26 protein-coding genes, 1 tRNA gene and 4 pseudogenes are annotated in these 25,902 nt (G+C 67.6%); 7 read left to right on the plus strand and 24 right to left on the minus strand.

Annotation, left to right across the window (positions count from 1 at the left end; translation table 11 throughout):
- Positions 1 to 109: 109 nt before the first annotated feature.
- From GL259_RS14550 to GL259_RS14560, 3 genes are all read right to left on the minus strand, one after another.
- Positions 110 to 589 carry a single-stranded DNA-binding protein gene (locus GL259_RS14550; protein ID WP_159532843.1) on the minus strand — a complete coding sequence of 160 codons (480 nt, stop codon included), beginning with the start codon at positions 587 to 589 and terminating at the stop codon, positions 110 to 112.
- 305 nt (positions 590 to 894) lie between these two features.
- Entirely contained in the window at positions 895 to 2,823 is a 1,929-nt protein-coding gene (locus GL259_RS14555; protein ID WP_159532845.1) for a YfjP family GTPase, read from the minus strand.
- Between the two features lie 3 nt (positions 2,824 to 2,826).
- On the minus strand, positions 2,827 to 4,437 hold the full coding sequence (locus GL259_RS14560) for a dynamin family protein (RefSeq protein ID WP_159532847.1): 1,611 nt from the start codon (positions 4,435 to 4,437) through the stop codon (positions 2,827 to 2,829).
- A 323-nt stretch (positions 4,438 to 4,760) separates the two neighbouring features.
- On the opposite strand from GL259_RS14560, the gene GL259_RS14565 reads away from it, so the two are divergent.
- Positions 4,761 to 4,836: transfer RNA gene (locus GL259_RS14565), tRNA-Arg, on the plus strand.
- Between the two features lie 175 nt (positions 4,837 to 5,011).
- On the opposite strand, the gene GL259_RS14570 is transcribed toward GL259_RS14565, so the two are convergent.
- The 11 genes and pseudogenes from GL259_RS14570 to GL259_RS14620 form a co-directional block, all read right to left on the minus strand.
- Positions 5,012 to 6,406 carry a site-specific integrase gene (locus GL259_RS14570; protein ID WP_159532849.1) on the minus strand — a complete coding sequence of 465 codons (1,395 nt, stop codon included), beginning with the start codon at positions 6,404 to 6,406 and terminating at the stop codon, positions 5,012 to 5,014.
- Positions 6,406 to 6,603, minus strand: a complete 198-nt coding sequence (locus tag GL259_RS14575; RefSeq protein ID WP_159532851.1) for a helix-turn-helix domain-containing protein — start codon at positions 6,601 to 6,603, stop codon at positions 6,406 to 6,408. The genes GL259_RS14570 and GL259_RS14575 overlap by 1 nt, the downstream gene beginning before the upstream one ends.
- Positions 6,600 to 7,987 (minus strand): annotated as a pseudogene (repSA, locus tag GL259_RS14580) (replication initiator protein RepSA). The gene GL259_RS14575 and the pseudogene repSA overlap by 4 nt, the downstream one beginning before the upstream one ends.
- Before the next feature lie 89 nt (positions 7,988 to 8,076).
- Positions 8,077 to 8,397, minus strand: a complete 321-nt coding sequence (locus GL259_RS14585) for a SpdD-like protein (RefSeq protein ID WP_159532853.1) — start codon at positions 8,395 to 8,397, stop codon at positions 8,077 to 8,079.
- A gap of 12 nt (positions 8,398 to 8,409) precedes the next feature.
- Positions 8,410 to 8,565 (minus strand): hypothetical protein, encoded by a 156-nt coding sequence (locus GL259_RS14590; protein ID WP_159532855.1) that lies wholly within the window; start codon positions 8,563 to 8,565, stop codon positions 8,410 to 8,412.
- A gap of 12 nt (positions 8,566 to 8,577) precedes the next feature.
- Positions 8,578 to 8,769 carry a mobile element transfer protein gene (locus GL259_RS14595; protein WP_159532857.1) on the minus strand — a complete coding sequence of 64 codons (192 nt, stop codon included), beginning with the start codon at positions 8,767 to 8,769 and terminating at the stop codon, positions 8,578 to 8,580.
- Position 8,770: 1 nt separating this feature from the next.
- Positions 8,771 to 8,965 (minus strand): hypothetical protein, encoded by a 195-nt coding sequence (locus GL259_RS14600; RefSeq protein ID WP_159532859.1) that lies wholly within the window; start codon positions 8,963 to 8,965, stop codon positions 8,771 to 8,773.
- An 18-nt stretch (positions 8,966 to 8,983) separates the two neighbouring features.
- Complete coding sequence (locus tag GL259_RS14605) at positions 8,984 to 9,661, minus strand: DUF2637 domain-containing protein (RefSeq protein WP_159532861.1); 678 nt, start codon at positions 9,659 to 9,661, stop codon at positions 8,984 to 8,986.
- 83 nt (positions 9,662 to 9,744) lie between these two features.
- Positions 9,745 to 11,100, minus strand: coding sequence for an FtsK/SpoIIIE domain-containing protein (locus GL259_RS14610; RefSeq protein ID WP_159532863.1), 1,356 nt, complete (start codon positions 11,098 to 11,100; stop codon positions 9,745 to 9,747).
- A gap of 3 nt (positions 11,101 to 11,103) precedes the next feature.
- Positions 11,104 to 11,460, minus strand: coding sequence for a hypothetical protein (locus tag GL259_RS14615; RefSeq protein WP_159532865.1), 357 nt, complete (start codon positions 11,458 to 11,460; stop codon positions 11,104 to 11,106).
- A gap of 139 nt (positions 11,461 to 11,599) precedes the next feature.
- Positions 11,600 to 12,379 (minus strand): GntR family transcriptional regulator, encoded by a 780-nt coding sequence (locus GL259_RS14620; protein ID WP_159532867.1) that lies wholly within the window; start codon positions 12,377 to 12,379, stop codon positions 11,600 to 11,602.
- 18 nt (positions 12,380 to 12,397) lie between these two features.
- Here GL259_RS14620 and GL259_RS14625 point away from each other — a divergent pair, with 18 nt between their 5' ends.
- Positions 12,398 to 12,862 carry an NUDIX domain-containing protein gene (locus tag GL259_RS14625; protein ID WP_166461495.1) on the plus strand — a complete coding sequence of 155 codons (465 nt, stop codon included), beginning with the start codon at positions 12,398 to 12,400 and terminating at the stop codon, positions 12,860 to 12,862.
- A gap of 255 nt (positions 12,863 to 13,117) precedes the next feature.
- Here the strand turns inward: GL259_RS14625 and GL259_RS14630 are convergent, their stop codons facing one another.
- Positions 13,118 to 15,151, minus strand: a complete 2,034-nt coding sequence (locus tag GL259_RS14630; protein WP_159532869.1) for a hypothetical protein — start codon at positions 15,149 to 15,151, stop codon at positions 13,118 to 13,120.
- A gap of 748 nt (positions 15,152 to 15,899) precedes the next feature.
- Here GL259_RS14630 and GL259_RS14635 point away from each other — a divergent pair.
- A complete protein-coding gene (locus GL259_RS14635) occupies positions 15,900 to 16,475 on the plus strand; it encodes a hypothetical protein (RefSeq protein ID WP_159532871.1) in 576 nt (191 codons plus the stop codon).
- A gap of 297 nt (positions 16,476 to 16,772) precedes the next feature.
- Here GL259_RS14635 and GL259_RS14640 read toward each other — a convergent pair whose 3' ends face one another.
- Positions 16,773 to 17,774, minus strand: a complete 1,002-nt coding sequence (locus tag GL259_RS14640) for a hypothetical protein (RefSeq protein ID WP_159532873.1) — start codon at positions 17,772 to 17,774, stop codon at positions 16,773 to 16,775.
- 180 nt (positions 17,775 to 17,954) lie between these two features.
- On the opposite strand from GL259_RS14640, the gene GL259_RS14645 reads away from it, so the two are divergent.
- On the plus strand, positions 17,955 to 18,104 hold the full coding sequence (locus tag GL259_RS14645) for a hypothetical protein (protein WP_159532875.1): 150 nt from the start codon (positions 17,955 to 17,957) through the stop codon (positions 18,102 to 18,104).
- Positions 18,105 to 18,625: 521 nt separating this feature from the next.
- On the opposite strand, the pseudogene GL259_RS14650 reads toward GL259_RS14645, so the two are convergent.
- From GL259_RS14650 to GL259_RS14675, 6 genes and pseudogenes are all read right to left on the minus strand, one after another.
- Positions 18,626 to 18,721 (minus strand): annotated as a pseudogene (locus GL259_RS14650) (IS5/IS1182 family transposase); the annotation flags it as partial.
- A gap of 384 nt (positions 18,722 to 19,105) precedes the next feature.
- A complete protein-coding gene (locus tag GL259_RS14655; protein WP_159532877.1) occupies positions 19,106 to 19,459 on the minus strand; it encodes a hypothetical protein in 354 nt (117 codons plus the stop codon).
- Positions 19,460 to 20,515: 1,056 nt separating this feature from the next.
- Positions 20,516 to 20,818 (minus strand): hypothetical protein, encoded by a 303-nt coding sequence (locus GL259_RS14660; RefSeq protein ID WP_159532879.1) that lies wholly within the window; start codon positions 20,816 to 20,818, stop codon positions 20,516 to 20,518.
- A complete protein-coding gene (locus tag GL259_RS14665; protein ID WP_159532881.1) occupies positions 20,815 to 21,546 on the minus strand; it encodes a GntR family transcriptional regulator in 732 nt (243 codons plus the stop codon). Before GL259_RS14665 ends, GL259_RS14660 begins: the two co-directional genes overlap by 4 nt.
- A gap of 7 nt (positions 21,547 to 21,553) precedes the next feature.
- Positions 21,554 to 21,778: a hypothetical protein gene (locus tag GL259_RS14670; RefSeq protein ID WP_159532883.1), complete on the minus strand. Its 225-nt coding sequence runs from the start codon at positions 21,776 to 21,778 to the stop codon at positions 21,554 to 21,556.
- Between the two features lie 523 nt (positions 21,779 to 22,301).
- Entirely contained in the window at positions 22,302 to 22,580 is a 279-nt protein-coding gene (locus GL259_RS14675; protein WP_159538645.1) for a hypothetical protein, read from the minus strand.
- Between the two features lie 78 nt (positions 22,581 to 22,658).
- Here GL259_RS14675 and GL259_RS14680 point away from each other — a divergent pair, with 78 nt between their 5' ends.
- Positions 22,659 to 23,417 carry a GntR family transcriptional regulator gene (locus GL259_RS14680; RefSeq protein ID WP_159532885.1) on the plus strand — a complete coding sequence of 253 codons (759 nt, stop codon included), beginning with the start codon at positions 22,659 to 22,661 and terminating at the stop codon, positions 23,415 to 23,417.
- Positions 23,418 to 23,496: 79 nt separating this feature from the next.
- Here the strand turns inward: GL259_RS14680 and GL259_RS14685 are convergent, their stop codons facing one another.
- Complete coding sequence (locus GL259_RS14685; RefSeq protein ID WP_159532887.1) at positions 23,497 to 23,847, minus strand: hypothetical protein; 351 nt, start codon at positions 23,845 to 23,847, stop codon at positions 23,497 to 23,499.
- Positions 23,848 to 24,279: 432 nt separating this feature from the next.
- Here GL259_RS14685 and GL259_RS38710 point away from each other — a divergent pair.
- Together GL259_RS38710 and GL259_RS14695 are read left to right on the plus strand one after the other, a co-directional pair.
- A pseudogene (locus GL259_RS38710) lies at positions 24,280 to 24,543 on the plus strand (prevent-host-death protein); the annotation flags it as partial.
- Positions 24,544 to 24,828: 285 nt separating this feature from the next.
- Positions 24,829 to 25,608, plus strand: a complete 780-nt coding sequence (locus GL259_RS14695) for a hypothetical protein (RefSeq protein ID WP_159532889.1) — start codon at positions 24,829 to 24,831, stop codon at positions 25,606 to 25,608.
- A 142-nt stretch (positions 25,609 to 25,750) separates the two neighbouring features.
- On the opposite strand, the pseudogene GL259_RS37660 reads toward GL259_RS14695, so the two are convergent.
- A pseudogene (locus GL259_RS37660) lies at positions 25,751 to 25,872 on the minus strand (IS5/IS1182 family transposase); the annotation flags it as partial.
- Positions 25,873 to 25,902: the final 30 nt, after the last annotated feature.

Below are 25,902 nucleotides of genomic sequence, written 5' to 3' on the forward strand. Positions count from 1 at the left end.
TCGACAAAACCACCCGGGACCGTTCGGTACGCACGCGCCGATAAGCCGCACTTCGGCCGGAGAGCCGGCGCCGGCCGCTCACGGGCGCCGGCGGAGCGGATCGCTGACATCAGGTCAGCATGGCCGGTTCCGGACGTCGTTGGGGCGCGCTCCCGGCCTCCCCCGGGGTTCCACCGGGCGGTGTCTCCCAGTCGGGCCCGGACCGGTCCGGCGGACTCGCCTGCTCCGGCCGGCCCGTGCGCTTGAAGGCGGAGGTGCCGCGGGCGAGGTCGTGGCCGATCGCCACCGCGTCGATGTCCGCCGACACCCGGCCCTGCTGACCCTCGCGCGGTTCCGTACGCACCTTCAGACGGCCCTGGACGAGCACCGGTTCACCCACCGACAGCGACGCGGCGGCGTTGGCGGCGAGCTGCCGGTTGGCCCACACCGTGAAGAAGTTGGTGTGCCCGTCCGTCCACGCGCCCTTCTCCCGGTCCCAGTACCGCGAGGTGACCGCGAGCCGGAACCTCGCCGACGGACCGGACGCCGTCTCCCGGTACACCGGCTGCGTCGCCACGTTGCCCACCGCGCAGACCATCGTCTCGTTCATCGCACTTCCCTCCCGCGGCCGGGCGCCACCACCGGCGCCGGCCGGATCCGCGTACGGGCCCGCCCCGTACGGCTGCGTCTGCCGCGACGGCCGCGTCACCGCGAGGTGCGCCGCCGCGGCGGCGACCGCGGACCGTGTCGCGGTCGCCGCGGAACCCAGACTGCCTCCGCCGGACCGGGCCCGCCGAGCGCTGTGGACCACCGCCGTCCTGTGGACATCTCCGCCACCCGAACGAGTCACCCAGGGCCGGCACGGGGCCCCGGGCCTCGTTCGGCCTCCCCTTCCCCGGGGCCCCGGGTCTCCGTTCAGCCGCCCCCGCCCCCGACCGTGGCCCCGGTCCCGGCCCCGACGCCCATGACCCGCCCGTACTGCTCCCGCACCTCCCGGTAGCGCAGCAGCTCCGCCGCCACCGGATCCAGGACCCTGGCCCGTCCGCACCCGGAGGCCGCCTCCCGCAACCGTCTCTCCGCCTCCTGCCCGTATCTGCGGGCCGGTCCCCGGGCGGCCATGCGGCAGCCCCACTCGATGAGCGGTCCGCCGACGATGCCGATCACCATCAGCAGCACCGGCACCCCCAGGTTGGGCGACACGACCCCGAGGATCTGGCCCAGCAGCCACAGCCCGCCCACGAACTGAAGGAGCGTCATCGACGCCTGGGCGAGCACGGCCACCGGCCACCACCCGGGCCGCGGCGGCCGGCCCGGCGGCAGTCCCGCGCGCACCGCCAGTTCGTCCAGCGCCTCCGGCAGCCCCTGGGAGCCGCGCACCGCCGCCTCCCGCACCGCCTGCGCCCACGGCTCCGGCAGCCCGTCCGAGGCCCGGTCGGCCACCGTGCGCACCGCCTGTTCCACGCGCTGCCGGGCCGTGACCTCCTCGTCGGGCTGTCCGCGCAGGAGGTGCCGCCCCGTGACCGGGTCACGCCGGTCCTGGCACCAGCGCCACAGCCGCAGCCAGGGCGTGCCGCACGCACGGTTGGCGTTGCGCAGCCACGCCCGCTCGGCGGCCTCGCCCGCCGCGGTGGCGCCCACGGCGTCCGCGAGCCGGGACGAGAACTCCTCGCGCGCCTCCTCGCTCAGCCCGGCGCGCCGGCGGGCGGCGTACACGGGCCACAGCCGGGCGGCCGCGATGTCGACGTCCGCGGAGATCCGGCGGGCCGGGGCCCCCCGTTCGGCCACGAACCGGCCCAGCGCCTCCCGCAGTTCGCCGACCCCGTCGCCGGTGAGCGCGGACAGCGCGAGCACGGTCGTCCCGGGTTCGCCGTACTCCCCGAGGGCGATGCCGTCCTCGTCGAGCAGGCGCCGCAGGTCGTCCAGGACCTGCTCGGCGGCCTCCCCGGGCAGCCGGTCGATCTGGTTGAGGACGACGAACATGACCTCCGCGTGGGCCGCCATGGGCCGCAGATAGCGTTCGTGCAGCATGGCGTCGGCGTACTTCTCGGGGTCGACGACCCAGATGACCGCGTCGACCAGCGCCAGCACGCGGTCCACCTGCTCGCGGTGCTGTACGGCCGCCGAGTCGTGGTCGGGCAGATCGACCAGGACGAGACCGCGCAGCCGTTCGTCCGCGTCCACCGTCGCCTGCAGCGGGCGCCGTCGGAGCCGGGGCGGGATGCCCAGCCGTTCGACGAGGCTCGCCGCGCCGTCGCTCCAGCTGCACGCGATGGGCGCGGCGGTGGTCGGCCGCCGTACCCCGGTCTCCGAGATGGCCACCCCGGCCAGCGCGTTGAACAGCTGCGACTTGCCGCTGCCGGTCGCGCCCGCGATGGCGACGACGGTGTGCTGCCCGGAGAGCCTGCGCCGCGCGGCGGCCTCCTCCAGGATCCGGCCCGCCTCCGCGAGGGTCCGGCTGTCGAGCCGGGTGCGGGAGAGCCCGACCAGCTCGCGCAGCGCGTCGAGCCGCAGCCGCAGCGGCGTGTCGTAGGCCAGGGGCGGCACGGACCGCGACCCGGGGCTGCGGGACTCCGCCCCGGCGGGCTGTTCCGCCCCGGCGTCCTCGGCCGCCCGCCGCGCGATCAGCCCGTCGTCCCAGGGGCTCGCGTCGCTTCCCGTACGGCCGGCGGGGTCCGCCGCCGGGCCCGCGCGGTCCCCGCGGGAGGGGCCGTCGGCGGCGGCGTGACCGCCCTCCCCGGGGGGACCGTGCTCACGGCCGTCGTGCGCCGGCCGGTTCTCGTCGTGCGGAGTGTCCCCCCGGCGATCGGGGTGCTCGGTGTGGTCCTGGTCAGTGACGGCGGTCACCGGTCACCTCTCCTTCTGCAGTACGGACAGCGCGGCGATGAGTTCGGCCTGGGGCTCCGCGTGCACCTCGAGCGCGTCGAGCGGGGCGAGCCGGCGCTCCCGCTCGGTGTGCATGATCCGGTCCATGCACTCGAGGAGCAGCCGTCCGCCCCGGTCACGCAGCCGCAGCGCCCCGTGTGCGCCGATCCGCTCGGCGAGCCCCTCCCCGGCGGTGCGCGTCCGGCGGCCGCCCAGCAGCACCGTGGCGACCAGCGCGGCGACCGTCTCGGGGTCGGGCGCGACGCTGCGGTCCAGCTCGCGCACCTCGTCCTCGGCGTACTCCTCGAGCTCGCGCCGCCAGCGCCGTACGGCCAGCCCGATCCGGTGTTCGGCGCTCTCCGGCGAGGATCCCCGGTCGGCGAGCCCGGGGGCGACCGCCGCGGGTTCGCGCCGCCAGGCGTCGTCGACGCGCTCGTCGGCGGCGGCGACGGCGCACAGCAGCAGCGCGCTCAGGCTCTCCACCAGGGCGTCGAGGAGCTCGCCCGGAGTGCAGTCGAGCGGGAAGGCGCGCCACCGCTTGAGCGCGTCCCCGGAGAGCACGGCTCCGGCCTGCAGCCGGCCCCGTACCCGCGCGTGCTCGCTGTCGTACGCCCCCTCGACGGCCGCGGTGAGCCGCAGCGCGGCCGCGTACTGCGCGGCGGCGGCACCGGCCAGTTCGGGCATGCGGGTGTTGAGGGAGTCGAGGACGCCGTGCGCGGTGCGGGTCACGGCGTGCTGCCGGGCGGCGGGATCGTGCGCCTGGTGCACGAGCCAGGTCCGCAGCGACGCCACGGCGGTGGCGGGCAGCAGCCCGCCGCCCCAGGCCGACTCGGGCAGCTCGGGCACGGTGAAGCGCGGTACGTGACCGAGGCCGGCCTTGGTGAGCAGGGCACCGTACTGCCGTGACACCTCGGCCACGACCTGGTGGGGCACCCGGTCCAGGACGGTCACCAGGGTGACGTCGTACTCCTTGGCGGTGCGCAGCATGTACCAGGGCACGGCGTCCGCGTAGCGGGCGGCGGTGGTGACCATGACCCAGATGTCGGCGGCGCAGAGGAGTTCGGCGGCGAGGACCCGGTTGTCGGACACCAGGGAGTCGACGTCGGGCGCGTCCAGGAGGGCCAGGCCGGGGGGCAGGGTGTCGGCGGTCTCGACGCGCAGCACGCGCGCGGGGTCCTCGCCGGGGAGCAGCATGTCCTCCGAGGGGTCCTGGTGGCGGGGCACCCACACGCGCGTGAGATCGGGCAGCACCCTCATTCCGCTGAACCAGTGATGGTCCTCCGGATGGCACACGAGCACCGGCGTCCGTGTCGTCGGCCGCAGCACGCCCGCCTCGCTGACCCGCCGCCCCACCAGGGAGTTCACCAGGGTGGACTTCCCTGCCCCGGTGGACCCCCCGATGACGGCCAGCAAGGGCGCTTCGGGGTCTCTCAGCCGGGGCACCAGATAGTCGTCGAGCTGCGCGAGCAGTTCGGCGCGGTTGGCACGCGCACGCGGGGCCCCCGCCAGGGGCAGCGGGAAGCGTGCGGCGGCGACACGGTCGCGCAGGGCGGAGAGTGCGTCGAGCAGCTGAGGCCGTACGTCCAAGGTCACCACATGCGAAGAATGCCCAATTTTAGGGGATTTCTGAAACATATGAGCACGTCTGCGCGCCGACAGGACACAAGGGACGGAAGGGGCGACCAGGACATGGGCGCGCTCCAGGCATAACGAGTGCACAACACCCGATGCGCGAGACGCCAAAAGCGGTGCACGATTCGTACCTGCCTGCGATTATCAGGACCGCTTCACCGAACCTCCACACCGAGCCACGGAGGCGAGGCAAACAGGGACAAGGATGCGGGAGCCCTATCCTTGTCTCCGGCGACGTCACGGAACGGCCCGGAACCGGGCACCACGACGACAGGCCACCACACCCGGCCCCCGTAGCTCAGTGGATAGAGCAGGCGCCTTCTAAGCGCTTGGCCGCAGGTTCGAGTCCTGCCGGGGGCGCCAGTCTCCGCCCTCCCTCTCGGGAGGGCTTTTCGCTGGTCAGAGCGCATGCCAGCCGACACGACGAAGCCCCGGACGCCCTCTTGATGATCAAGGGCGGGCTCCGGGGCTGTCCGGCTGTCACCGGGTTTTCGCGGGTGGCCGTGTCGAATACGTGTCGAAGTTCCCGGCCGGAGAATCAGCCGGCGCCGGGCGCCTCCGGCAGGTCGCCCGAGGCTTCGAGCCGCCGTTTCAGGTCCGGCAACTGCCCGTCGACGCATCGGGCGTATGTGGCGAGCAGCACAGCCACACTGTTCCCGGCCCACTCCGCCACTTGGGCGGGCGGGATGCCGTCGTTGAGCCACTTGGTCAGGCGCGTGTGCCGGTTGTCGTACACGCGCCGCCCGGTCGGCGACTCAAAGACGTGCAGAGGCAGCACGGCTTTCCGCGCACCGCGCCATGCCCGGCGGATGACCGACCCGGCGAGGATGCCGCCCGACTCTCCCTGGAACAGCAGATCGCCCGGCTTCAGCCGCTCGTCCTGGATGTGCTGCCGCAGGATGCGCGTGAGGGCCGGATGCCCCGGCACGGTGCGTGTCTCGCCCTCCGCACGCCCCTTCAGGTCGCGCCGTTCGTGGATCTCACCCGTGTCGGTCCACTGCTTCCCGACCTCCGGAGTCGCCGTGTGGATCAGCAGCTCACACCATTGGTCCTCGGCCTCGGGTCGGGGCAACGTGACGTCCTCCACCCGCATGGCCACGGCTTCTTCGGGGCGCGGGCCGCAGTAGTACAGCGTGGCGAAGAAGGCGTGGAGCCGCCTGCCACCGCGCGGCCGGCACCGTATCCAGTCGAGGATCGCCGCCGCCTGCTCGGGGTTCAGCAAGGACCGCTTGTCCACGGCGTTCGAGGTCTTCGTGACGGCCGTCGACTCCTTGCCCTTGGGAAGAGGATTGACCCGCAGGATGCGCCGCCGGACCGCGTGCTTCATGACGACGTTGAGGATCCGGCGGTTGCGCTTCCGGGACCAGGCCGCCGCCTGCCTGCCGTCGAGGCGGGTGTCGATGGCCTGCAGGACCTGGTCGACCTTCTCCGGGTCCTCCCAGACCGAAACGGGCAGGGAGTTCCGCTCAACCCATCTGAGGATGGCCGCCACGTCCCGCGGCGCGTCAGGTCGTCGGTTCGTGTTGAACGCCCACTCACGCAGGGCGGTACGCACGGCCGCAGGCGCGAACTGCGTAGGCTTGGCCCGCAACAGCGCGATGGTCGTCGCGGTCAGGGTCTTGGCCATGTTCTTGCGGCTGTTGCCACCGAGCTGAGGCCAACGGGCGTCCACGTACTCGACGGCGAACCTGTACCAGCTCATGGCAGCCGACTTGGAGCGATGGGACACCGGAAGACCGGTGGCGACGACGAATGCCTCCCCCTTACCGGTGGCCCGGATGAGTTCCGAGCGGAAGCCCTCGGCGAGCGCGACCGTGTCGAAGGGCTCCCGCCAGCGCTTCCCCGCGACCACCCAACGCACCGTGTACGTGTTCTTCCGGGCGCCCTTGTACACGAGGATCTTGTAGACCTTGACGTCGTACGTCGTCTCCATCAGGCGGCGTCCTCACGGTCGTAGAGCCAGTCTTCGAGGTCGCTCCGTCGGATCCGGAGGTCGCCGTTCGGGAGCTTGATGCAGCGCGGCGCACGACGCTTGGCCCGCCAGTCGTAGAAGGTCGAGCGCGAGATGGCCAGTTCCTCGCAGACCTCCGCGATGGTGAGCATGCTGCGCGACCGGACGGCCGTGGTCATTCCGTCCCCCCTTCGCTCAGGAGGGCTTCGCGAGCGGTCTCACGGTTGAGCCGGATGTCCCGGGCGATGGTGGCGGCGAGGGCGGATTCACCGGGGGTGTGGCCGTGGCCGGCGTACTGCCAGTCCGCCAGGACGAGGACGGTGTCCGGCTCGCGGTCGTCCAGGCCGAGGGCCCCGGCATCCTGTGCTGCGCGGTAGTCGGCGCGTGCCTGGCGCAGGGCACCGAGGGTGGTGGAGTAGTGGCGGGACTTCGAGGAGAAGTGCCCACGGAAGCCGAGCATGTGCGCCCAGGCCCACAGCCGCCGCTCCGGATACAGCGGGTCGAGGTCGCGGCATGCGGTGATGAGGCGGCGGGTGTGGTCCGGGACGCCGTGACGGTCGAGTTCGGAGAGTTCCCCGATGCGGCGGTCGAGGGTGCCGGTGTTCTCCGCGGCTTGGTGGAGTACTTGGCGACGTACGAGGCGACGGCCTGTTCGGTGATGTCGGAGCCGTCCCCGAACGCCTTCACCGGCCGGACGTCGAGCTGTGTGCCCCAACGGAACGACCGGGCCGGCTGGTCCTCGGCGGCCGGGACGGAGACCGAGGTGTAGGAGTGTGCCGCAGCCGCGCCGATCGCGTCGGCGAGGACGCCGACCGTGGCCCACGCGGGCGGCGGTGTTCCGGGCCCGTCGGGTCCGTCGAGGCGGATCACTGCATGGAAGTGCAGGGCACCCCGCTTCTGGAATTCGGCGACCTTGCCGTACGAGAGGCGTACGTGATCGGCGAGTTCACGGCGGGGAAGGCCACCGCGGGCGGCGAGTTCACGGCGGAGCCGGGTGGTGAAGCGCTGCCAGAGCTGCCCGGCGTGGTTGTTGAAGAGGACGGCGCCCGCGTAGTCGTACGTCGCCGGGTCGAGGGCGGTGCCCAGTTCGGGTGCGTCGGGCGCGTGGCGGGTGCCGCAGCGGCAGACGCCGTGATCGGGCCGGTTGTGGACCGGGCCGAACGAGGGCGCGGTGAGCGTGGCGAAGACGCGCGGGTGATCGCGGATAGTGGCGGGGATGTCGCGGCGGTCGTCACCGGCGAGGCCGGCGCGGATGAGGTGATAGGTGTCGCCCGCGTAGGTCCAGGCGCAGGCCGGGCAGCGGGAGGCGCGGCGGTTGCCGCAGGCGAGGCGGAGGCGTCCGCCGGGCTCGTCGGCGGTGGTGTAGTGGTGCAGGGTCTCGCCGGTGGTCTTGTCCTTGTGGAGGGTCCAGCCGGTGAGGTGGATGGGGTCGGAGCAGCCGCCGGTGCGGCGGATCTGTTCTTCCCATCGGGTGTAGTCGTCGGCCGAGGCCACCCGCAGCAAATCGCCGAGGACGACCGGGTCGAGCAGAGACTCAGGCGCGGACAGGGCGCGATGCGCCATGCTGGGTGCTTCCTTCCGGTTGAGAGATCGGACAGGGACGGCTCCCGGGCGGCGGATGCTTGGCGGTATCGAGGCCGCCCGGGGGCCGGTCAGCGACGCTTGGCGTCGGCGTTGACGAGCGAGCGGATCACCAGGGCGCAGACGGCGACCGAGGCGCCCGTGATGGCGACCGCGAGGAGCATGGAGACCAGGACGGCGCCGACGACCAGGACGACGGCCGTGCCGCCGCCGACGAGGGCGAGCGCGGTGCCGGGGGCGAGCTGGACCGTGGGCCGGGACGGAACCGGGACCGGGGCGACGAGGGCCGGCGGGGTCGAGGTTCCCGGGATGATCGTGGTCGGCTCGACGACGTCAGGCGGGGTGACCTGGCCGGTGGGCTGGGGCATGGTCGGGAGCTTGGGCCGGAACATGAGCAGATCTCCTTACTTGACGGCGCTGTCGATGACCGGGGCAAGCACGCTGTCGGCGAGGAGAAAGCCGCCGAGGAGAAGCACGGCGATCAGCCACCCGGGCGGGCGGACGAGCTTGACGCCGAGCCAGCCGACGACGATCAGGGCGAGCCAGAGCGGGACGTCCATGGCGGTGGCCTCCTAGCGGACGCGGCAGCGGTGGGTACGGGCGGCGAGCTGGGCGGCGGACTGGCTGGAGTAGTCGGCGGACCAGCCGCAGCCGTCCGAGCTGCACACGGCGGCGTGTTTGGTGGTGCCGTTGCGGTCGCGGTGGGTGCCGATCTGCACCGGGCCGATCCGCATCACGGAGTGGAAGAAGTCGCGGGCAGGCATGTCAGTCGGTCTCCGTTCGGGTCAGGTTCGGGTCGGGGAAGGCGGCGCGGATCCCGGCGGCGGTGGCCAGGTCAGTAGTGCGGCGGGCGGCCTCCTCGGCGAGCAGGTGGGCGAGGAAGGGCCGGTTGGTGGCGGCCGTCTCGCGGGCGGCGTCGAGGTGGTCGGCGGCGGTCAGGTCGGCCGGGTCACCAAGCACGAGGCGTCTCCTTTCGGGTCAGGCGAGCTGGGCGGCGATGGCGTCGGCCAGGTGCGGCGGGACACCGAGGCGGGCGCGCAGGGTGTCGATGTCGATCCGGGCACCGGTCCGCTCCTCGTGGTCGGCGGCGACCTTGCGGGCGTGGTCCACCAGCGCGGCCGGGACCGGAACGGCCGGCGGTGCCGGAGCGGAGTGGACGGGCGGGAGGGACAGGGCAGCATCGGCGGAGTCGACCGGGGCCGGTTCCGGCTCAGCAGCGCAGGCCGGTTCGGGTTCCACCTCGGGCACGGGGTCCGGCACCGGCGCAGGGTCCGGCGAAGCCGTGGTGTGACCGGCTGACGAGTGGGCGAGGAGAGTGCCACCCATGAAGGCCAAGGCAGGCCATGCGGCGACGAGGATGCGCAGCCAGGCCGGAACGTCGTCCAGGTCGAGGAGTCCGGCGGTGGCGACGTTCGCGCCGAGCGAGGCGACCAGGGCGATGAGGAACCAGCACCAGGCCAGCCGGGACGGCCCGTCCGTGCGCAGCCGTCGCCAGGCAGCGACCAGGAGCAGGTCCACGGAGACCGGATAGGCCCAGGCCTTCCAGCCGTCCTGTCCAGCGGCGGCGGCGAGGTCGTGGAGGTGGGCGAAGGACAGTGCCCCGGCGATGACGGCCTGAACGAGCACGGCGTCCACGCGGAGGGCGGGGCGAATCATGACGGCTCCTCCTGTGATCAGGCATGGCGGGGTAGGGACACGGCGCGAAGGACGGTCGCGCCGACCGTGGGGTGCGGGAGAGGTCAGGCGGTGGCGGGGGCCGTCTTGGACAGCGGCACACGGGCCGAGGGCACGGAGGCGACCGAGGGCCGGAAGGCCGCCAGGGCGGGAAGATCCGGGGTACGGTCGGCGTACCTGTTGCAGGTGTTCACGGCTTGCCGTAGCGAGGTGTGCGGGGCGCGGATGCGGTGCCAGCCGCCGGTGGAGTCCCCGGCGATGGCGAGCCCGCGGGTCTCGGCGGGGATCTGGATGGCGGCCAGGACAGCATCCGGGGCGATGTCGCCGAAGGCCATGTTCGCCGAGGTCTCGTCGTTGACGCGGTGGGCGGTGCGGCCGGTGAGCTGGGCGCGGAGCATCGTGATGCCCTTGCCGAGTTCGGAGCCGAAGCGCTGCCCGCAGATCTCCAGATAGATGCCGGCCGCGCGGCCGAGCTGGGCGAGGCGGACCAGGGCGGTGATGATCCGGTCCCGCCGCTTCTCCTCCTCCTTGCTCGCGAAGAGAGCGAGTTCGGCGACCTCGTCGACCAGGACCACGACCGGCACCGGCCGCAGGTCTTCGGGCAGGTCCCAGATGTCGGCGGCGATCTCCGCATCCGGCACAGCGACGCTGACACGCTGCTCGGCCCGGATGAGCTGATACACGTCCCCCATGTGGGAGACCAGCGCCTCCAGGAGCTCCAGCGCGGTGTCAGGGTTGTCGGCGAGCGCGGAGAACCGGCGCGCCAGCGGGAACAGCTCCACCCCTTGTTTGCAGTCGATGCCGACGAGGGCGACGTGCTGCGGGGCGAGGCCGGCGACGAGGTTGCGCTGATAGACGGACTTGCCGGACTCCGTCGCGCCGAGGGTCAGACCGTGCGGGACGGCACGGTAATCGCGGTAGTGGACCGAGCCGTCTTCCCGTAGTGCGACCGGGACCCGCATCGGGCGGGTTTCGGTCTTAGCAGGCATCTGCACCCGCTTGAGCACGTCGTAGCCGGTCATCCGGATCTCGACCACGCCCGAGCGCAGCTCACGGGAGGTGACGCCGTACATGCCGAAGGAGTGGCGCAGCCGGTCCGAGGCGGCGGCGACGTCGAAGGCGTCCTGTCCGGGCCGGAGCTTGAGCCGCAGGACCATGCCGGTGCGAGTGGGCCGTACTCGCAGGATGCGTGGTGCGCGGGACTCCGGGGCCGGACGGTTGGTCATCCGGGCCAACGTCAGACGCCAGCGCGAGGGCGGGACCGTCAGGCCGCAAGCGTCCATGACCGAGCCGTACCGGACCAGGACCCGCAGGACGGCGAGGGTGACCCCGAAGGTCAGCCAGTACCAGGCGGGGCGCCGCCACCGCAGGAAACCCGCAGCGGCGACGACCACCAGCAGTAAGACCGTGGGCCACGTCATGGCTCAGGCCGCCTTCGAGGCCGAGTCGACGTCAACCAGCGAGGTGACGGCGACCGCGCGGAAGGCGATCCCGTGCCGCTTCTGGCCGTTGAACTCGTTCTCCCACGGCCGCGCGACCAGGCCGGTGAGCGCGACCGGGGTACCCATGGCCAGCTCACCGGAGAAGCCGGTCTCGGGGACGGTGATGGACAAAATCTCCACCTCGTCGTTGGCCGCGAACATCACGTCGACCGTCATCAGCTTGACGCCGGTCTCGGTATCGGTGGCGATCTCACCGGTACGGCGGTCGCGGACTTTGGGCTGAGGCGCCTTCGCGACCATCACGGTGGCACCGGACGTCTCCACGGGAATCTGACGCACAGCAGATCACTCCTCTATAGATGTTGAACTCCACCACTCATGTACATGAGTGACAGGAAGAAGAGTGCCTGACTCCTGTACATGAGTCAACCCGCCGCGGCTGCGAAGTCACGACGGGTTGCGGTGAGTTGAGCGGGCGTCAGTCGGCGGCAGGGATCCGGTACTCGAAAACGAACTGGTCAGCGGCCATGAGCGTGTCGCAGACCTCGACTACAAGACCGGCCGTCGTGCGAGCCTCACGGATCAGGTGAACCACCGGCGCGCCGGGACTGAGCGCCAGCTCGGCCGCCTCCGCCTTGGAGGCCGGCCGGGCTTGCAGCGTCTCGACGAACTCGGCGAACTCGTGTCCGTGGTCTTCGAGTCGGGCGTAGATGCCACCGCCGCCGGGGTTTTCGGCGAACAGTTCCGGGATCTCCTTCACGACACCCCACGGGAGATACGAGGTGGCGGTCTCGACCGGGGTGCCGTTGCGGAAGTAGAGGCGCCGTCGGGCGAGCACCTGGGTGCCGGCGGGGACACCCAGCCGCCGGGCAGCGTCCTCGGGGGCCTCCATGGGTCCGATGTAGAGGACGCTCACCTTGGCCGTGGCGCCGGACTGCGCGGACTCCGCGAGATACGCGGCCTTGCCACCCTGCCGATGGGACCGCCGGAAGCGATCCGAGGAGCGGTGCCGCACCGGCGGACGGTCCTTCACGATCGAGCCCTTGCCGTGCCGGGTCTCGACGAGCCCGCTCGCCCGCACCTCGACCATGGCCTTACGGATCGTGCCGCCGGACACGCCGTAGCGCTCCACCAGCTCCGATTCACTCGGCACCATGTCGCCGGGCTTGAGCACACCGGCCCGGATCTGCCGCACGATCTCATCGGCGATCTGCACGTACCGAGGCCCCGACCTGCCCCCCTCTACCGCAGTTCCCATAGCCGTTCCCCGCCTCCTATGCTCCTGTACATGAGTCAATCACAGGAAGCACCGCCCTCACCCCTGCACTCCGTATCCGTCGCCGGAGTAGTGGTGCGCGAGGACGGCCGCCTCCTGGCCATCCGCCGAGCCGACAACGGCACATGGGAACTTCCCGGCGGCGTACTCGAACTCGACGAAACCCCCGAGGCCGGCGTAGCCCGCGAGGTCCTGGAGGAGACCGGCATCCACGTCGAGGTGGACAAACTCACCGGCGTCTACAAGAACACCACCCGCGGCATCGTCGCCCTGGTCTTCCGCTGCAAGCCCTCCGGCGGAACCGAGCGCACATCGAGCGAGTCGACGGCCGTCTCCTGGCTTACACCCGACGAGGTCAGCGAGCGCATGGCCGAGGTCTACGCGATCAGGCTCTTGGACGCCTTGGACGGCAACGGCCCCCACGTACGGAGCCACGACGGCAAGCAGCTCATCTCAGCGGGATAAAACTTTCCCTACTTCATCAAGGCGGCTCGCTCCGCTCACCGCGCGCGGCCCGGCCCCCGGCCGGGCCTGCGCTCCTGTCTCCGCCCCGCTCCAGCCCGACCGGCACCCGTGCCGCGCTCAAGGCAGTCAGCCGCTTACTGCCAGAAAGAGGTACGTCGTAGCTAGAGCGGTCGGCTCCACGGCTTTACGGAGCCGACCGCTCCATCGCCCCACGAGCCAAACGACACAGCCACCCGGCCTGGCGGACCCTTCCTTCTATACACCTTCACCGAGATCCGAAAAAAGGCTTCGAGAGTGTTCCTTATTCGAAGCATCAACTACAGGTGCCGCGAAGAGGACACCCTGCCCATCGGAAACCTCAACTTGTTGATCACTCAGAAATGATTCCAATGCATCCCTGAAAAATCTAGCCGTCACGTTATCCCCGATCCCCTCGAAGGCGAATCGATACGTGCGCAATGACAGTTCCAGAGGATTCCTTACGCGCCCAGAGCGAAGCCATTCACTCGTCCAGTCCTCGCGGATTGCTTCTTCCAACCGTGGCACGAGAGAAGTTCGCACTCGCCTAAAGATGGCCGCCCGATCAGAATCCGTAAGGATTTGATCCCACGCCTGTTCGGTGATCCAGGACGTATCTAGGCAATTGATAGCTAAGTCTCCCATGTTTTCTACAACGCGCCGCCTATAAACTTCTGGCAAGGCCCCCTTCTGGCGGAGTCGAGCAAGTACGGCAGGCTCTGGCGCATCCGATACGCATGGGATCAGGTCCGTCAATCGAGAGGGGAGACTAGGGTAAGCCGACAAAAATGTCATCAACATTTCGTCGCTACACCTTCGCCCCAAGTAATCAATGGTGTCGTCCGTCCAGCACGACCCCTCTGGCCATTCGTCAAAAATACGCGCGAATCGCTTCGCCACGTCAGGATAAAGAGGGGCCGGCAGTCCGAGAAGGATTCCGTTCTCCTGCCCATCTTGCGACGTCAGGCAATGAGTCTGATTAAGAAGTGTCTCATCATCCATCCCGGATAGAATCACAGGAAGAAGGTGTGGCTGATCAATCAACCATGCCGCGAAACCTTCGCGCAGAGTAGGATGCTGGAACACCCAGGCGCTCGCCCCATTGGCATCCACCACACTCCGCAAGAATGTGCCAACCAACGAAGCTAAAGCTCGCCCCGCTGCTGCTACTGTGCTCCCTACTTGTTCGAGTACGTTGCGCTTACGTTTGTCCAGGCGCAAGGGACTCAGTAGCCCTTCAGGACTCACATAGACAAGCGCAAGAGCAGCCTGCGAATGTACATCCAGCTGGCTATAGACATCCGACAAGAACCGATGAGGGCGAGACATGAAAGTTTCAATATCCGCCTCATTGATGCGCAAATTGCTCGTGAATGCCTTCAGACCTAGACGGCGGGCGGCTTCAGGTCGAAATGGGTTTGCATCTGCCGCTCCTTCAAGGTACGGCCTCATCTGCGCCAGCTTCTGCGGCTCTTGATCCCCAGCAGAAAGGTGATTGTAGAGTATCTGTTGCCGCTCTTGTCGAGTAATACTGGAAACGTCCACAGTTACTTCTTTTTCATGTAGCAGTGGGTACGCGTAAGTCTTCAAAAAGGGGCGCGCTTCGTTATAAATATAAGAGCGAGATGTAAGAACGACTCGCGCCCCGTTCTTAACGGCACTCATTACGTGCGGTAGATCTCTGGCCCACCCATCGGTCAAGTGCCTTTCATGTCGCACCGCACCGAAAGCGTCGTCTACCCAAAAGAATTGATCTTTTTCGTGCGGGTTCCACCTCTGTACGAGCTCTTCGGAAGTGCGCGGCTTTACGTTCACACAGCCCCAATTATCCGCTGCACTGATAGCAAGCATAAGGGCGATGGAAGACTTCCCAACCGCAGGTTCACCCAACAATAGAACGAAGCCTTTATCGCTTAGAGCTTCCGCAGCCTTTCGGTAAGCATCGGTCACAACGAAGGTTGAGATTTGATCTCTTGCCGAGAGAGCAAGCACTGACGCCTGCACATAAGCTCGATCATCCAAGATCTGGGACAAATCACCAAGTCCATAGACTCTAGGCACGAACATGCGCAGTTCTCGATTGGCGGCGATCGTGTCGCTGATCCACTGCCCATCCAGAACTAGGGGGTGTTTGACACCGCACGCCAGAAGCTGCGCACGGATCGCTTCCTCAGAACTTCCGGTAACCCGCGCATTCGTCAAAAGTAAATAACTCTTACAAAGCCCCCGCTTCACGAGTTTTCTGACCTTGCCAAATTCGTCGACGAGCATTGAGATCGACAAAGTCGAGTCTACGCTTTTCGTGTGTTTGCATTGAAGCACGAACGGACCTGAAGGTAAGTCATTCACTCCGACACCGGAGGCCGGGGGAGCCCAAACTCCATAGAATGCACCGTCACGTCCAGCATCATTTGAGTCGGCGAATGCTTGGACGCTTTGTCCCCACAACTGACGAAGGACTGCAGCACATAAATCTTGAAAGGCCCTCCACCCCAAGGTATGCAAAGCAAACTGCGGGGATCCAGGAGCAACAACGCGTCCAGTGCTGAAATCTCCCATTGTCGATCCCCCAGTTTCCATTTATCGCGGTGCGTTCAACGAGTGGTAAGACTGCACGATACCGAGTCAGGGCGGGCTACGGATGATTTTCCAGCGATCATCTCAAGATCGATCCTCGCAGCTTCCCAAGCTGAGGACTCAGGCACCGTTAGCACGTGTCGGCCGTCGTGACTTGCTCTAGTCGACGGTACTGGCAGCGTGGTGAAGGCCGGTGGGGGTGCAGCGAGGCATACGCGCGCCTGGTCGGTCGACGCACCCGCCGTCGTGGCTGACTGTCGTCGGCCGAGGTTCGTGCCACAACCGTGCCAGATGCAGGGGTCAGCCACGGCCAACACCGGTGCCCCGCGGTCGAATAGCCGCTTGCTTCCTCGGCCGGCGAAGCCGCAGCTCAGCCCGCAGATCACCCAGCCTCTCTCCTAAAGCGGATGTCACAGGGACCAGCTCTCGGCACACTTCAGGCATGACTACAGAACAGGCGACCGTGATCGCCGCCTTGATAGGTGTCGTGGGCGGGCTTGCCGGCGTCTGCATCGGGCGATGGCAGGTTCGGGACGAGGCAATAGTGGAGCACGAGCAATGGCTCCGAGGGCAACGGCAGGAAGCGTATACAGCCCTTCTCGCTGCCTGGGACGCAAGCATCTTGAAACTTATCGATCTACTGCCCTCAGACGACGAGCACTGGGCTCACCTGGAAGCCACATACGAGGGCGATCTAATCGAAGCGACGGAAGAGAGCATCTGGAACACTTCCCTTAAGATCAAGGGGGACCTCGACCAGCCCCTTGAGCGAGTACAACTGCTGGGTCCCAACATCGTTGATGCCGCATGTGTCGTCCTCGCCAGCACCGCGGATACGGTAGCCCAAAAGGTTCGTCAGGTGCGTTTTCCGCTGGACCAAGCAGCCACTGAGGAACTGGACGAGCTGCGAGACCGCGCCGATGCAGCACGCACAAAGTTCTTTATTGCCGCTCGCCAGGTGATCCACACCCCTCCGAGCCCAAGGCGGAGGAGTGGTCGTTCAAGGCGGACAGCATGATGCGCCTCGGCTCTTCGCCGCGGTACAGCAAAGAAGTACAGCAACCGCAACGACCATTTCAGTACAACGGCAACCGCCCCTGGCCGATGCACGCCCGAGACGACTGAGCCACATAGAGCTACGGATAGAAGATGTCCGTGCCCCTGTCGTGCCTGATCGACCGGGACTGGCGGGAATCACAGCGACGAGCAGGCACAGCCCAGCGGAGTGGCCCCTGACTGATCTAATGGTCACGGTCCGTTCACGTGCGGTGGGTGTGGGATTTAAATTCGCGGTGACATCGCTGCCACGACGGTTTCAAGGCACCCTCTTAATCGGCCACTCCATCTCCGTGTCGAAGAACTTAATGACCGACGTAACCAGCATTAGGCCCATCACCGCGTTGATCCGGCTGTACTGGGCAAGCGAGACGGCATGCGTGGTTGGGTGCCTTCCAAAGGTGCGCGGGATCGGGTCGCCGTCTTCTGTCTTGTACTTCGCGTGTGCACACCATACTGGCGCGAAAGTGAAGGCCGCTCGGATCTTGTAGTCGTCCAGATTGAAACGAACACCGTTATTCTTGAAGTTATTACGCGTTACCTTAAGTCGATCCGCGTTGTCGAAGTTGCTGCGCAAGACACTGTCGAGAAGGTTTCCGGCAAGCGCCTGCGCCGGTGCTGCGTGCCCCTCCTGGAGTGCCCGCACGCAATCGAGCCCGAACTTCTTGGGTTCCTGCAAGCTGGGGTGAGTCACGTCGCTCAGCGCCACTTCACAGTCAGTGACTATTCCCTTCCAGCGACGACTGATGATGCGCCGCCGCTCTGCGGCCGTCGAGGCGTCCAAGAGAGCCTGAATGGCCTTCGGGCCAGGAACCCACATCAAGGCGATGCCTTCATCAATCAAAAGAGACTCGAACTCGGCAACGCCGGGACGATTTACGCCTTCCCAGTTTTCCGGGAAGATGCGCGACTGAAAGTCTCTGATCGACTCAAAAATGCGCTCCCACTGCGGCGCATACGAGCGGTTGACCGACTCAATCAGCGTGCGTAGAGAGCTGTTGAAGGCATGCATCCCCCGCAACTGCTCCTGAAGCTGCGTTACCTGGGCAGCCAACGGCGGCACGATCGTTGGGATGTTCTTCGTTAGGTTCAGCCTGAACGCGGCCGACTCCTGAAGCATCCTGCTAATTGGCGGGAACATGTTCCTTGCCCAGTTTTGCTGCCACTTGATAAGTGGGTCCATAGAACCCCGGAAGCGCTCGAGTGCCTTGACCAGGTCCTCATCCCCGGAACCCTCGTCCGGCTCGTGCTCGTCGTTCATAGCGGCATGCTGCCACGGACCCGCCCGCTGGTCGATGGATTACTTCCACTTGTACTGCTTTCCGCCGTAGGTTCTGATGACGTACAGCTCCAGGGCGTCGCCAAGGATCATGCAGAGGCTGTAAGGATGGCTGATGTAAGTAGTCGCTACTGTCCCCTGGCGGATCAAGCGTCGGCCTCCGTGGGTCTGTTGATGATGTGGCAGGTGCTCCACGGTCTCGACAAGAAGGTGCCCGGCTGCCAGTGGGAGCTGCTCGAATCCCCTGCGGTGATCCCGAGGCCGCTACTGCCGTTCTTCCGAGCCAGTCTCGCCCGCTCCGGCTTCGCCTAGCCTTGCGCTGACTGTGCCCGCATCGCGGCCACGCGGTGAGTGTCTAACTGCGTGACAACGCCGACGAACAGCGGCGGACGCCAGCGAACAGCGGCGGACCATCAGCCCAGGTGAGAAGCACACCAGCCCAAGGCAGCACCCCCGCCCAAGTTGCTTCGGGACGAAGCAGTCACTTCGCGAGTGTGCTTCCCATGACCGACGAGCCACCTGCATGTCCCGAGTGCTGCCAGCCCATGCAGTCCGTTGGCTTCGTCCTCTCCAAGCGGGAGGACGATGGCCGGCGGGGCTACCGGACCCTGTAGGGGTGCTGGCCCAGCCAGCCGAGCCGCTGGAGACCAGCCCCGTCCCGGAGCTGTTCCGATGACATCTTGTGAAGCGGTGCTGCCTCGGGCCGTCCCTGGGTCGTACGAGGTCACCTCATGCCAGCCAGCAACGACAGAAACCCATGGCATTTGAGCTGCTCAGAGCCGTGGTCTTCGTCATTCTCGCTGGTGGGTGAGACCTGTGATCAGTGAGCTTCTTCAGCGTTGCCGCTCCAGGGTGAGGACGGCTTTGGCGATTGTCGTCATGCGGTTTGGACTGCATCGGAATCTGCGGAAGATGCGCCAGGATGTCAGACATCTCGGTCAACGCCCGGGGTCCTTACCCGTTGCGGTCCGCGGACCGTCACCTTCGGCGTGCTTATAACGATCAACTCGCCGCGGTCGTGGTCCAGCTTTGAGCCACAATCCTCTCAACCTCTCCGCTACCCGTCATCAGTCATATCAGTGGTCCGCAAGCGGACAAGCTCATCAACCGCCGATCTGTCGTCGTAAATATCGATAAGCTCCAGTGCGGGGATTATTCTTGCCCTGCAGTCAGCCTCATGATTGAACCAAACTTCGACTTCCCTCCTCGCAAAGATCTTCCAACGGCCCCTTCGCTCCTCTACGACATACAACCCGTGACACAGAGGGCAAATAATGGGATCTTCGTCAAAGCCGTTGCCTGCATATCCCATGTCAGTTGCCTCTCCTGTCAACTACAGCGATCACGGCCCCGACTAAGGTAACCATGGAGACCACTGCCGCAGCCGACCAGCGGAATATCGCGTGTCCGGTACTGGCGTCTTCGGGGGCGGCTAGAAAGAAAGCCGCACCTAACCCAAGGAACATCACGCCACCATTGTGCAATCTAATGGCCACCTTTTCCGTGCGACGCCAATTGCGAAAGTGCAATTGCTGCTGTTGCATCAGAATCGCCACCTGGACCCCTGACGGCGATCCATGCCATGCTTCGACGTCCGCAGCACTATAGAGGTACGAGCGAGCCTTAAAAGCAATCTGAATGCTCAGCAAAAGGAGCACTAAGCTCATCGAGAGGAGGAAAATCGCAGGGCCCGGCCAGCGGAATTTATCCCCATCTGCGCTGACAACTCCTAGTGTGGCGACGCACGCCCCGGCGAGAAGTGGAGCAGAAACAAAATGAACAGATTCTGTCGCGGGACCGTAGCCCAGGCGTGCAGGTTTTGCCCAACCGCCACGAGGTAATGGTTCCATCTCACCCCACCCATTGCGCTCACTCGCCCGTCAAGGATGTCTAAGTTGCAGCGTATGCCGCGGGTGTGGAGGCCAGTTGTTCAGGTCTCGCAGCTTGCACGTATGCCTCAAGGAAGGATAGAGGTCGTCATGCTAACCGTCTAGATACTTCCTGTAATCAGCGCCGCCGGAACGCTACTCATCTTCCAGCCTCTAGATATCGTCAACATGCATCCTTCTACGCCCGGCGTCCTCGTGTCGACCGTCGCGCCAGAATCGGTCAGTTCTCGGACTATGCAGCATCGAAACGCAACAAGCGACAGTCGCTTCTTGCGAGTCGGTTGGCCAGACCGAACACGCCAGGGAAGGCGCCCCGCTCGTTGCGGACCGCTCATAGGGACCTCACGCACGACACGACCGTTGCTGCGGCTCCTTGCTTCGGGTCACTCTCGGGCAGGAGGCCTACTGGTGTGACAGCGGGCAGCCCATGGGCAGCAGTCCGCAGCGCGTTACCGCAGCCCGGCAACCAAGCCGCGTCCAGTAGCGCCCTCGCCGGGCCGTAGCGAGACGGCTATGCCTCTCCGCGACTGATCCCGATTGGAGCTGTGGATCAGAAGGCTTTCTGACATCCACGGCTGACATCAACGACGCCGGACGGGGGCGCACACCAGTGTCTCTGTCCGGCGGTCACACCAGTCGCCGATGGCGGCTGAAGCGGGTTCGCATCGAACTCCTAAAGCGGTGATCAGCCCACCGTGGTCTGCCTGTGGACAGGTCTCACCTAACCAAAAGTATGTGAGCCACCATGACAGAACGGGGAGAGGAATCCGGAATCGCGGTCCGGGTCCCTCTCCCCGTCGAGGTGGAACGGGAAGTACGCCGCCAGCTCGCCCCTCAGTGCCTCTGGGGCTCACTCACCGCGAGGAGGTGCCCCCGGCTGGTCGCAACGCGGAGCACGTCTCGCAGGGCCCTGGTCAGCTCCTGTGCCAGCCGGCGCAGGTCTTCCGCGTCGGCGTCCTCGTCAGCGAGGGTTTCCGGGGCCTGGTTCAACAACTCCTCTGCCGTGCCCAGTTGTACCGCCTCAATGTTGTCCGCCAGGCGGGACATGTACCCGCCCCTGTCGTCGGTGCTCAGGTAACAGGGCTTGCCCTCCGGTCCCGACCACGGGAGGAGTCGCAGTTCGTCCGGTGCCGTCATGCTTGCGTCTGCCTCTCGTCGGTCATGTGGTGGGTGGTGAAGACGGCGTCGACACGGTCCCCCGGAAACACCAGGAGCGCGACCTCGACGACTCGCCCGGTGGTGTCGGTCGCAACGCGTGTGATCGCGAGGACGGGCGCGGTGGAGTTGGTCCGGAGGGTTGATGCTTCGTCCGGTGTAGGTGGGCGGGCACAGACCGTCTCCCGGACAGCAGCCGGCGGCACGCTGAGGACGGCGAATCTCGTGACTGCCTCTCGGCACGACGGTTCGTCGTCGAGCACTCCAGCCGGTGCCAGGTCCCGCGGGATGTAGATGCGTGCCAGTCCGCGCGGTGACTCCCCCTCATGGCTGACGCAGACGAACTCTGCGAGGGGGCTGCCCGTCGGCACCTTCAGCAACGTCGTCAGACGCCCATCCGCCTGAACCGTGCTGCTGCGCACGGTGACCCGCAGGGCTGCCTCAGCCGCCGTCCACGGGTCCAGCGTCCCCCATCCGCCGACGTACACGATCTTGCGGAGTGGACGACGGGCGAAGTTGCCTTTGCCATGGATCTTCTCGACGAGGCCTTCGCCCTGGAGGACCGCGAGGGCGCTGCGCAGTGTCACCGTGCTGACCTTGTAGCGGTCGGCCAGGCCGGCCTCGGACGGCAGGCGTTCGCCGGGCTTGATGCGACCGGTCGTGATCTGGTGCCGGAGGTCGTCGGCGATCTCGTGATGGCGCGAGGACACGGACCGGTCACCGCCTTCTCATCATTCGCACGGCGATGAACCGGGTACGCGTGTGCATGGTCAGCAGCTCGCCCGACTCGAAGAGCAGTTGCTTGGCGCCTTGGGGAAGTTGGAAGAGATCCTGTACCCGACAGGCCCGGCCGCCGAGTTGGATGATGTCGCCGCGCTGCACCGTGGCCGCGGTCACCTCGATGTTGGAGGCCAGCACGCTCCTGGGGGTCCGGTCGATCACTGCCCTACCTCCGCACCCGTGGGTCGGTCGGGCATCGAGTGGCACGGGCAGTCGCACGTCTCGTAGACCACCGGGAGGCCGACCGGCGCCGAGGCCGTGGAGGATTCCGCGCAGGTGAAATGCGTGCCGATCCGGCATGCGGTCGATCGGTAGGGGGCGGCCGCGGCGTCGGTGGTGTGAGGCTGTCGGCGAGAAGTCATCCGTGGACCCCCACGAGGGCCGACCAGGCCTCAACCGGTAGACGGGGAGCGACGACGACTGAACGCGTCCGTACGCGCCTCTCCCAGGCCAGTACGTACGGACGGACGAGCGCGACGTCCTCGCCCGGAAGCAAGTGTCGGCGGTTCACGCTGTCGAGGGCCTGGCCCAGGATGGCCGCCGGCTCGTCGGGGGACGCGGGGGAAGCGGGAGCGGCCGGCGGCCGGTAGGGCGTTAAGGGGCGGCGGTGCCTGCCCTTGGGGAAGTACCGCACTCTGGTGAGCGAGGCGGCACGGCGGATACGGTTGAGCACGCTGATCGGCTCCTATCGCTGATGGCTCGGTCCCCCGACATCGCCCGTCGCGGGGACCGCTTTGCGTACGACCGCCCAGAGGGTGCGGCCGTTCAGGCTGGTGGCGAGGAGCCCGAACCGATCGGCCTCCGCCACCACTTCAAGGACCTCCCGCCATGAGTCGGCGGAGAGCGATTCCGGCACCTCCGCCTCGACCGTCGTGTACCAGTCGTGCTCCTCCACGCGAGTGAAAAGCCCGACGGTGGACAGCCGAGCGGCGATGGCCACCGCGCTTACTCCCGAAGCGGGCACAGGGCAGCCTCCGTCACCGGCGATCACTTTGAGTGAAGCTAGTTAACTAGATTAGAGCTAGTGGACTAGATTTTCCATATGTCTGAGCAGCCGCCCTATCTCCGCGTCGCCGACGAACTCCGGCGGCGAATCGCGGAGCACGTATGGGAGCCGGGGGATCGCCTGCCGTCCCGCGCCCAGATCGGCCAGGAGTACGGGGTCGGCGAGAACGTGGTCCGTCGGGCCCAGGAGTTGCTGATCTCCCAGGGCGTGCTGGAGGGCCGCGCCGGTTCGGGCACGTACGTCGCCGAGCCCCGGCAGCGCGTGCGCATGGTCCGGTCGTCCGCACGTGAGCAGCCCGACGGGTCGCCGTTCCGGGCGGACATGAAGGCCTTGGGCAGGCAAGGGGACTGGGAGAGCCGGACCGACGCCAAGGTGCCGGCGCCCGCGGACATCGCGGCGCGGCTCGGCATCGCCGAGGGCGACCTGTGCGTCCGGACGACGTACGAGTTCCTGGCCGACGGCAGGCCGATGCAGTTGTCGACGAGCTGGGAGCCGTACGACCTCACCGGCGGCACGCTCGTCGTCCTCCCCGAGGGAGGGCCGCACGCCGGGGCAGGCGTCGTAAACCGCATGGCCGCGATCGGCGTCACCGTCGGCCACGCCGTAGAGCAGCCGGAGCCACGGCAGGCGACCGCCGAGGAGGCGTCACTCCTGGGCATCCAGAAGTCCGCGCTCGTCACGCACATCCGCCGGACGTACTACAGCGACCAGGGGCGGCCCGTAGAGACGGCGGACATCGTGGTTCCCGCCACTCACTGCGAGATCGTCTACGAGATCCCGATCAACCGCGGTTAGTCCTAGGGCATCGTGGCCTCAACCGGAAACCTGCAAGCGGCGCAACCCTGTCGCACGCTGCATCCAAAAAGCGGCCGGCTCAAGACCGCAGGCATTCTTCCTGCGGGTCGTAGCAGACGAGTCCGTGCTCGCGAGCCAGCGAAGCGGCGTACTCAGAGACTTCCTCAGCCTTGCTGAAGGACATGAGCAGGTACACGATCGGCCCCGAGGCCTCGTCGATGACCGGCGGCGAGGCCCATACGGCACTCCGGTCGGTGTCGTCGGGGTAGCGCTCGACGAGCGCCTCGACGTAGGCCGCGATGCGCGGTGCCGGAGACACGACGCCCTCATCCGACTCGAGGTAGCGCGCATAGAGCTCGTCGTAGACGGAGCCCGCATGGTCGTCGTCCAGCGGACGCTCGCCATCCCACACAGCAAGGTCATAGCTCACAAGGGAATCGTCGCAGCTGCCACCTCGGCCGCAGTGAGCAGGCCCGGAGTCGAGCCGGCAGCCAGGTGATCCGTAGAGATCTCCCAGCTCTGCGCCTGCCGAATGCGTGTCGAAGACCGGTCCATGAGGCACCCAGGACGGGAAGAGGAGCAGGTCAACAGACGTACACCACGCGACCCACCAAGCGCCTTCTAAGCGCTTGGCCGCAGGTTCGAGTCCTGCCGGGGGCGCAAACACCCTCTGACCGGTGGAAACACTGGTCATTCCCTTTTCCGGACCCGATGCGCATCGCCCTGTGGGCAGGCGCCTTCGCCTGCCCGCGATCACGGGCGCGGACAAACCCGCGCCGTGGCGGCAACGGCCCTCGTCGGCGAATCCGCACCCGAAACACGCTGCAGCACCGGGTGACACACCCGCACTGTCGCGGACGGCGTGCCGGCGCAGCCGGAGATCACCCAGCGCGCTCCGCGCACCCGTTCCGAGGAGATCACGGCCGCCGTCCAGGGAGGACGGGCGTTCACCGTCACCCGCGACGGGCACCGCGTCGGCGAGCCGATCCCGCTCCGTCGCCGCCGCTTCGTTGCCCGCGCCGAGTTCGCGGCCGTGTCACGCACCGCGCCCGGCATCTCGCCGGCCGCCGTCCGAGGAGACCAGGACGCCGTCGTCGGGCAGGAGTTGGGCGACCCGTACGCCCGTCGGGCACGAGCAGGGCCTGCTCGGCACCCGCATCAGGATCCTGCGCCAGTGGAGCGACGCCGAGATCCTCGGCCTGCGGTCCATCACCCGGCCGGGGTGACCCCCGCTCCTCCCACCGTCCGATCCGCACCAGATGCGCACGACCGGCGGCAGACCCCACCCCGCGCCCCGCCCGTCGTGCCGGGTTTGCCGGGACGCGGAAGCCGGCTCCCCTCACAGACTGCCGTGCGACCCCGGTGCATTCCTGTCTCCGGCTGATGGAAGCTGGGGCCGAGGGGGTGGGTGATGACAACAGCGCGGGCGAGGGCGCACAGCGCGGACGAACTGCCGGGCAAGGGCGGTGCCGGCCGACGGTCGCCGGGTCGGGCGCGGTTCATGGGCGTGCTGCTGATCCTGATGTCCCTGGTACCGGCGGCGCTCTGCTACGCCGCGTTCGCCGCGTGGCTGCCCTCCGACAGGGAGCGCCACCGGGACTACCGGGCAGCCGGGCCGTGTCCCGTTCACGCGACGGTGCAGGTGGGGAGTGACTGCCTGAGCACCTGGCGTCTCACCGTGGTGAAGACGGTCGTCAGGACCGGGAAGAACCCCACCTACGAGGCGACCCTGAAGGACGGGGACTCCTGGCGGGGAGTCGTGGGCTTCGGTGACCCGGGACCGCTCCTCGAGCGGCTGGAGCCGGGCGACCGGGTCACCGCCACCGTCTGGCGCCGCGACGTCGTGGCGCTCAGCAAGGACGGGGTGCGGCAGAACAGCTCCGACGCGCCCCGTGACGAGCTTCAGATGAACGCCGCCTTCGGCATGCTCGCCGCGCTCGTCGCGGCTCAGGCGTTCGCGTTCGGCGCGGTACGCCTTGCCAGACCTCGCGCCTACGAGCCGTTCACCTGGAATCCGTACGGCAGACGGCTGCTCATCACCAGCGTCGCCGTCTGCTTCGGGGTGGGGCTCCCGGCCGTGTGGATCGGCATCACGTGGTGGACCGTACCCGCCGTCGGAGTCCCCGTCGTGGTGTGCGCGGCGGGGCTGATGCACCACCGCCTACGGACCCGAGCCGCAGGCGGAGCGTGACGGCCCCGGTGAATGCCGGCGTGCTCGTGTGAGAGGCGCGCGAGCCGGACAGGACCGAACCGGCCCGTGCACCCTCCACGTCGTCAAGAGGCGGGCGCACGGGGCATGAGGGCAGCACGGGCGAGATCCACAGCAGCCTGCACCCGGAACCGGCCGCGATCGGCGCGAGGGTGTCGTGCCGGCGCGGGTACACCAGGCCGACCGGGGCACACCGGTGCGACGGGAGCTTGCAGCGGGGCCACTCTCACGAGTGACGATGAGCATGGTGGCCCGCTCGACGAGCACGCGGGACAG

This window comes from Streptomyces sp. Tu 3180, from assembly GCF_009852415.1.
GTDB lineage: Bacteria > Actinomycetota > Actinomycetes > Streptomycetales > Streptomycetaceae > Streptomyces.

Coding starts and splice junctions, on each gene's coding strand:
- GL259_RS14550 (WP_159532843.1), bottom strand. CDS start 589: ATGAACGAGACGATGGTCTGCGCGGTGGGCAACGTGGCGACGCAGCCG.
- GL259_RS14570 (WP_159532849.1), bottom strand. CDS start 6,406: ATGGAGACGACGTACGACGTCAAGGTCTACAAGATCCTCGTGTACAAG.
- GL259_RS14575 (WP_159532851.1), bottom strand. CDS start 6,603: ATGACCACGGCCGTCCGGTCGCGCAGCATGCTCACCATCGCGGAGGTC.
- GL259_RS14585 (WP_159532853.1), bottom strand. CDS start 8,397: ATGTTCCGGCCCAAGCTCCCGACCATGCCCCAGCCCACCGGCCAGGTC.
- GL259_RS14590 (WP_159532855.1), bottom strand. CDS start 8,565: ATGGACGTCCCGCTCTGGCTCGCCCTGATCGTCGTCGGCTGGCTCGGC.
- GL259_RS14595 (WP_159532857.1), bottom strand. CDS start 8,769: ATGCCTGCCCGCGACTTCTTCCACTCCGTGATGCGGATCGGCCCGGTG.
- GL259_RS14605 (WP_159532861.1), bottom strand. CDS start 9,661: ATGATTCGCCCCGCCCTCCGCGTGGACGCCGTGCTCGTTCAGGCCGTC.
- GL259_RS14610 (WP_159532863.1), bottom strand. CDS start 11,100: ATGACGTGGCCCACGGTCTTACTGCTGGTGGTCGTCGCCGCTGCGGGT.
- GL259_RS14620 (WP_159532867.1), bottom strand. CDS start 12,379: ATGGGAACTGCGGTAGAGGGGGGCAGGTCGGGGCCTCGGTACGTGCAG.
- GL259_RS14625 (WP_166461495.1), top strand. CDS start 12,398: ATGCTCCTGTACATGAGTCAATCACAGGAAGCACCGCCCTCACCCCTG.
- GL259_RS14630 (WP_159532869.1), bottom strand. CDS start 15,151: ATGCTCGTCGACGAATTTGGCAAGGTCAGAAAACTCGTGAAGCGGGGG.
- GL259_RS14635 (WP_159532871.1), top strand. CDS start 15,900: ATGACTACAGAACAGGCGACCGTGATCGCCGCCTTGATAGGTGTCGTG.
- GL259_RS14640 (WP_159532873.1), bottom strand. CDS start 17,774: ATGAACGACGAGCACGAGCCGGACGAGGGTTCCGGGGATGAGGACCTG.
- GL259_RS14655 (WP_159532877.1), bottom strand. CDS start 19,459: ATGAGCTTAGTGCTCCTTTTGCTGAGCATTCAGATTGCTTTTAAGGCT.
- GL259_RS14660 (WP_159532879.1), bottom strand. CDS start 20,818: ATGACGGCACCGGACGAACTGCGACTCCTCCCGTGGTCGGGACCGGAG.
- GL259_RS14680 (WP_159532885.1), top strand. CDS start 22,659: ATGTCTGAGCAGCCGCCCTATCTCCGCGTCGCCGACGAACTCCGGCGG.
- GL259_RS14695 (WP_159532889.1), top strand. CDS start 24,829: ATGACAACAGCGCGGGCGAGGGCGCACAGCGCGGACGAACTGCCGGGC.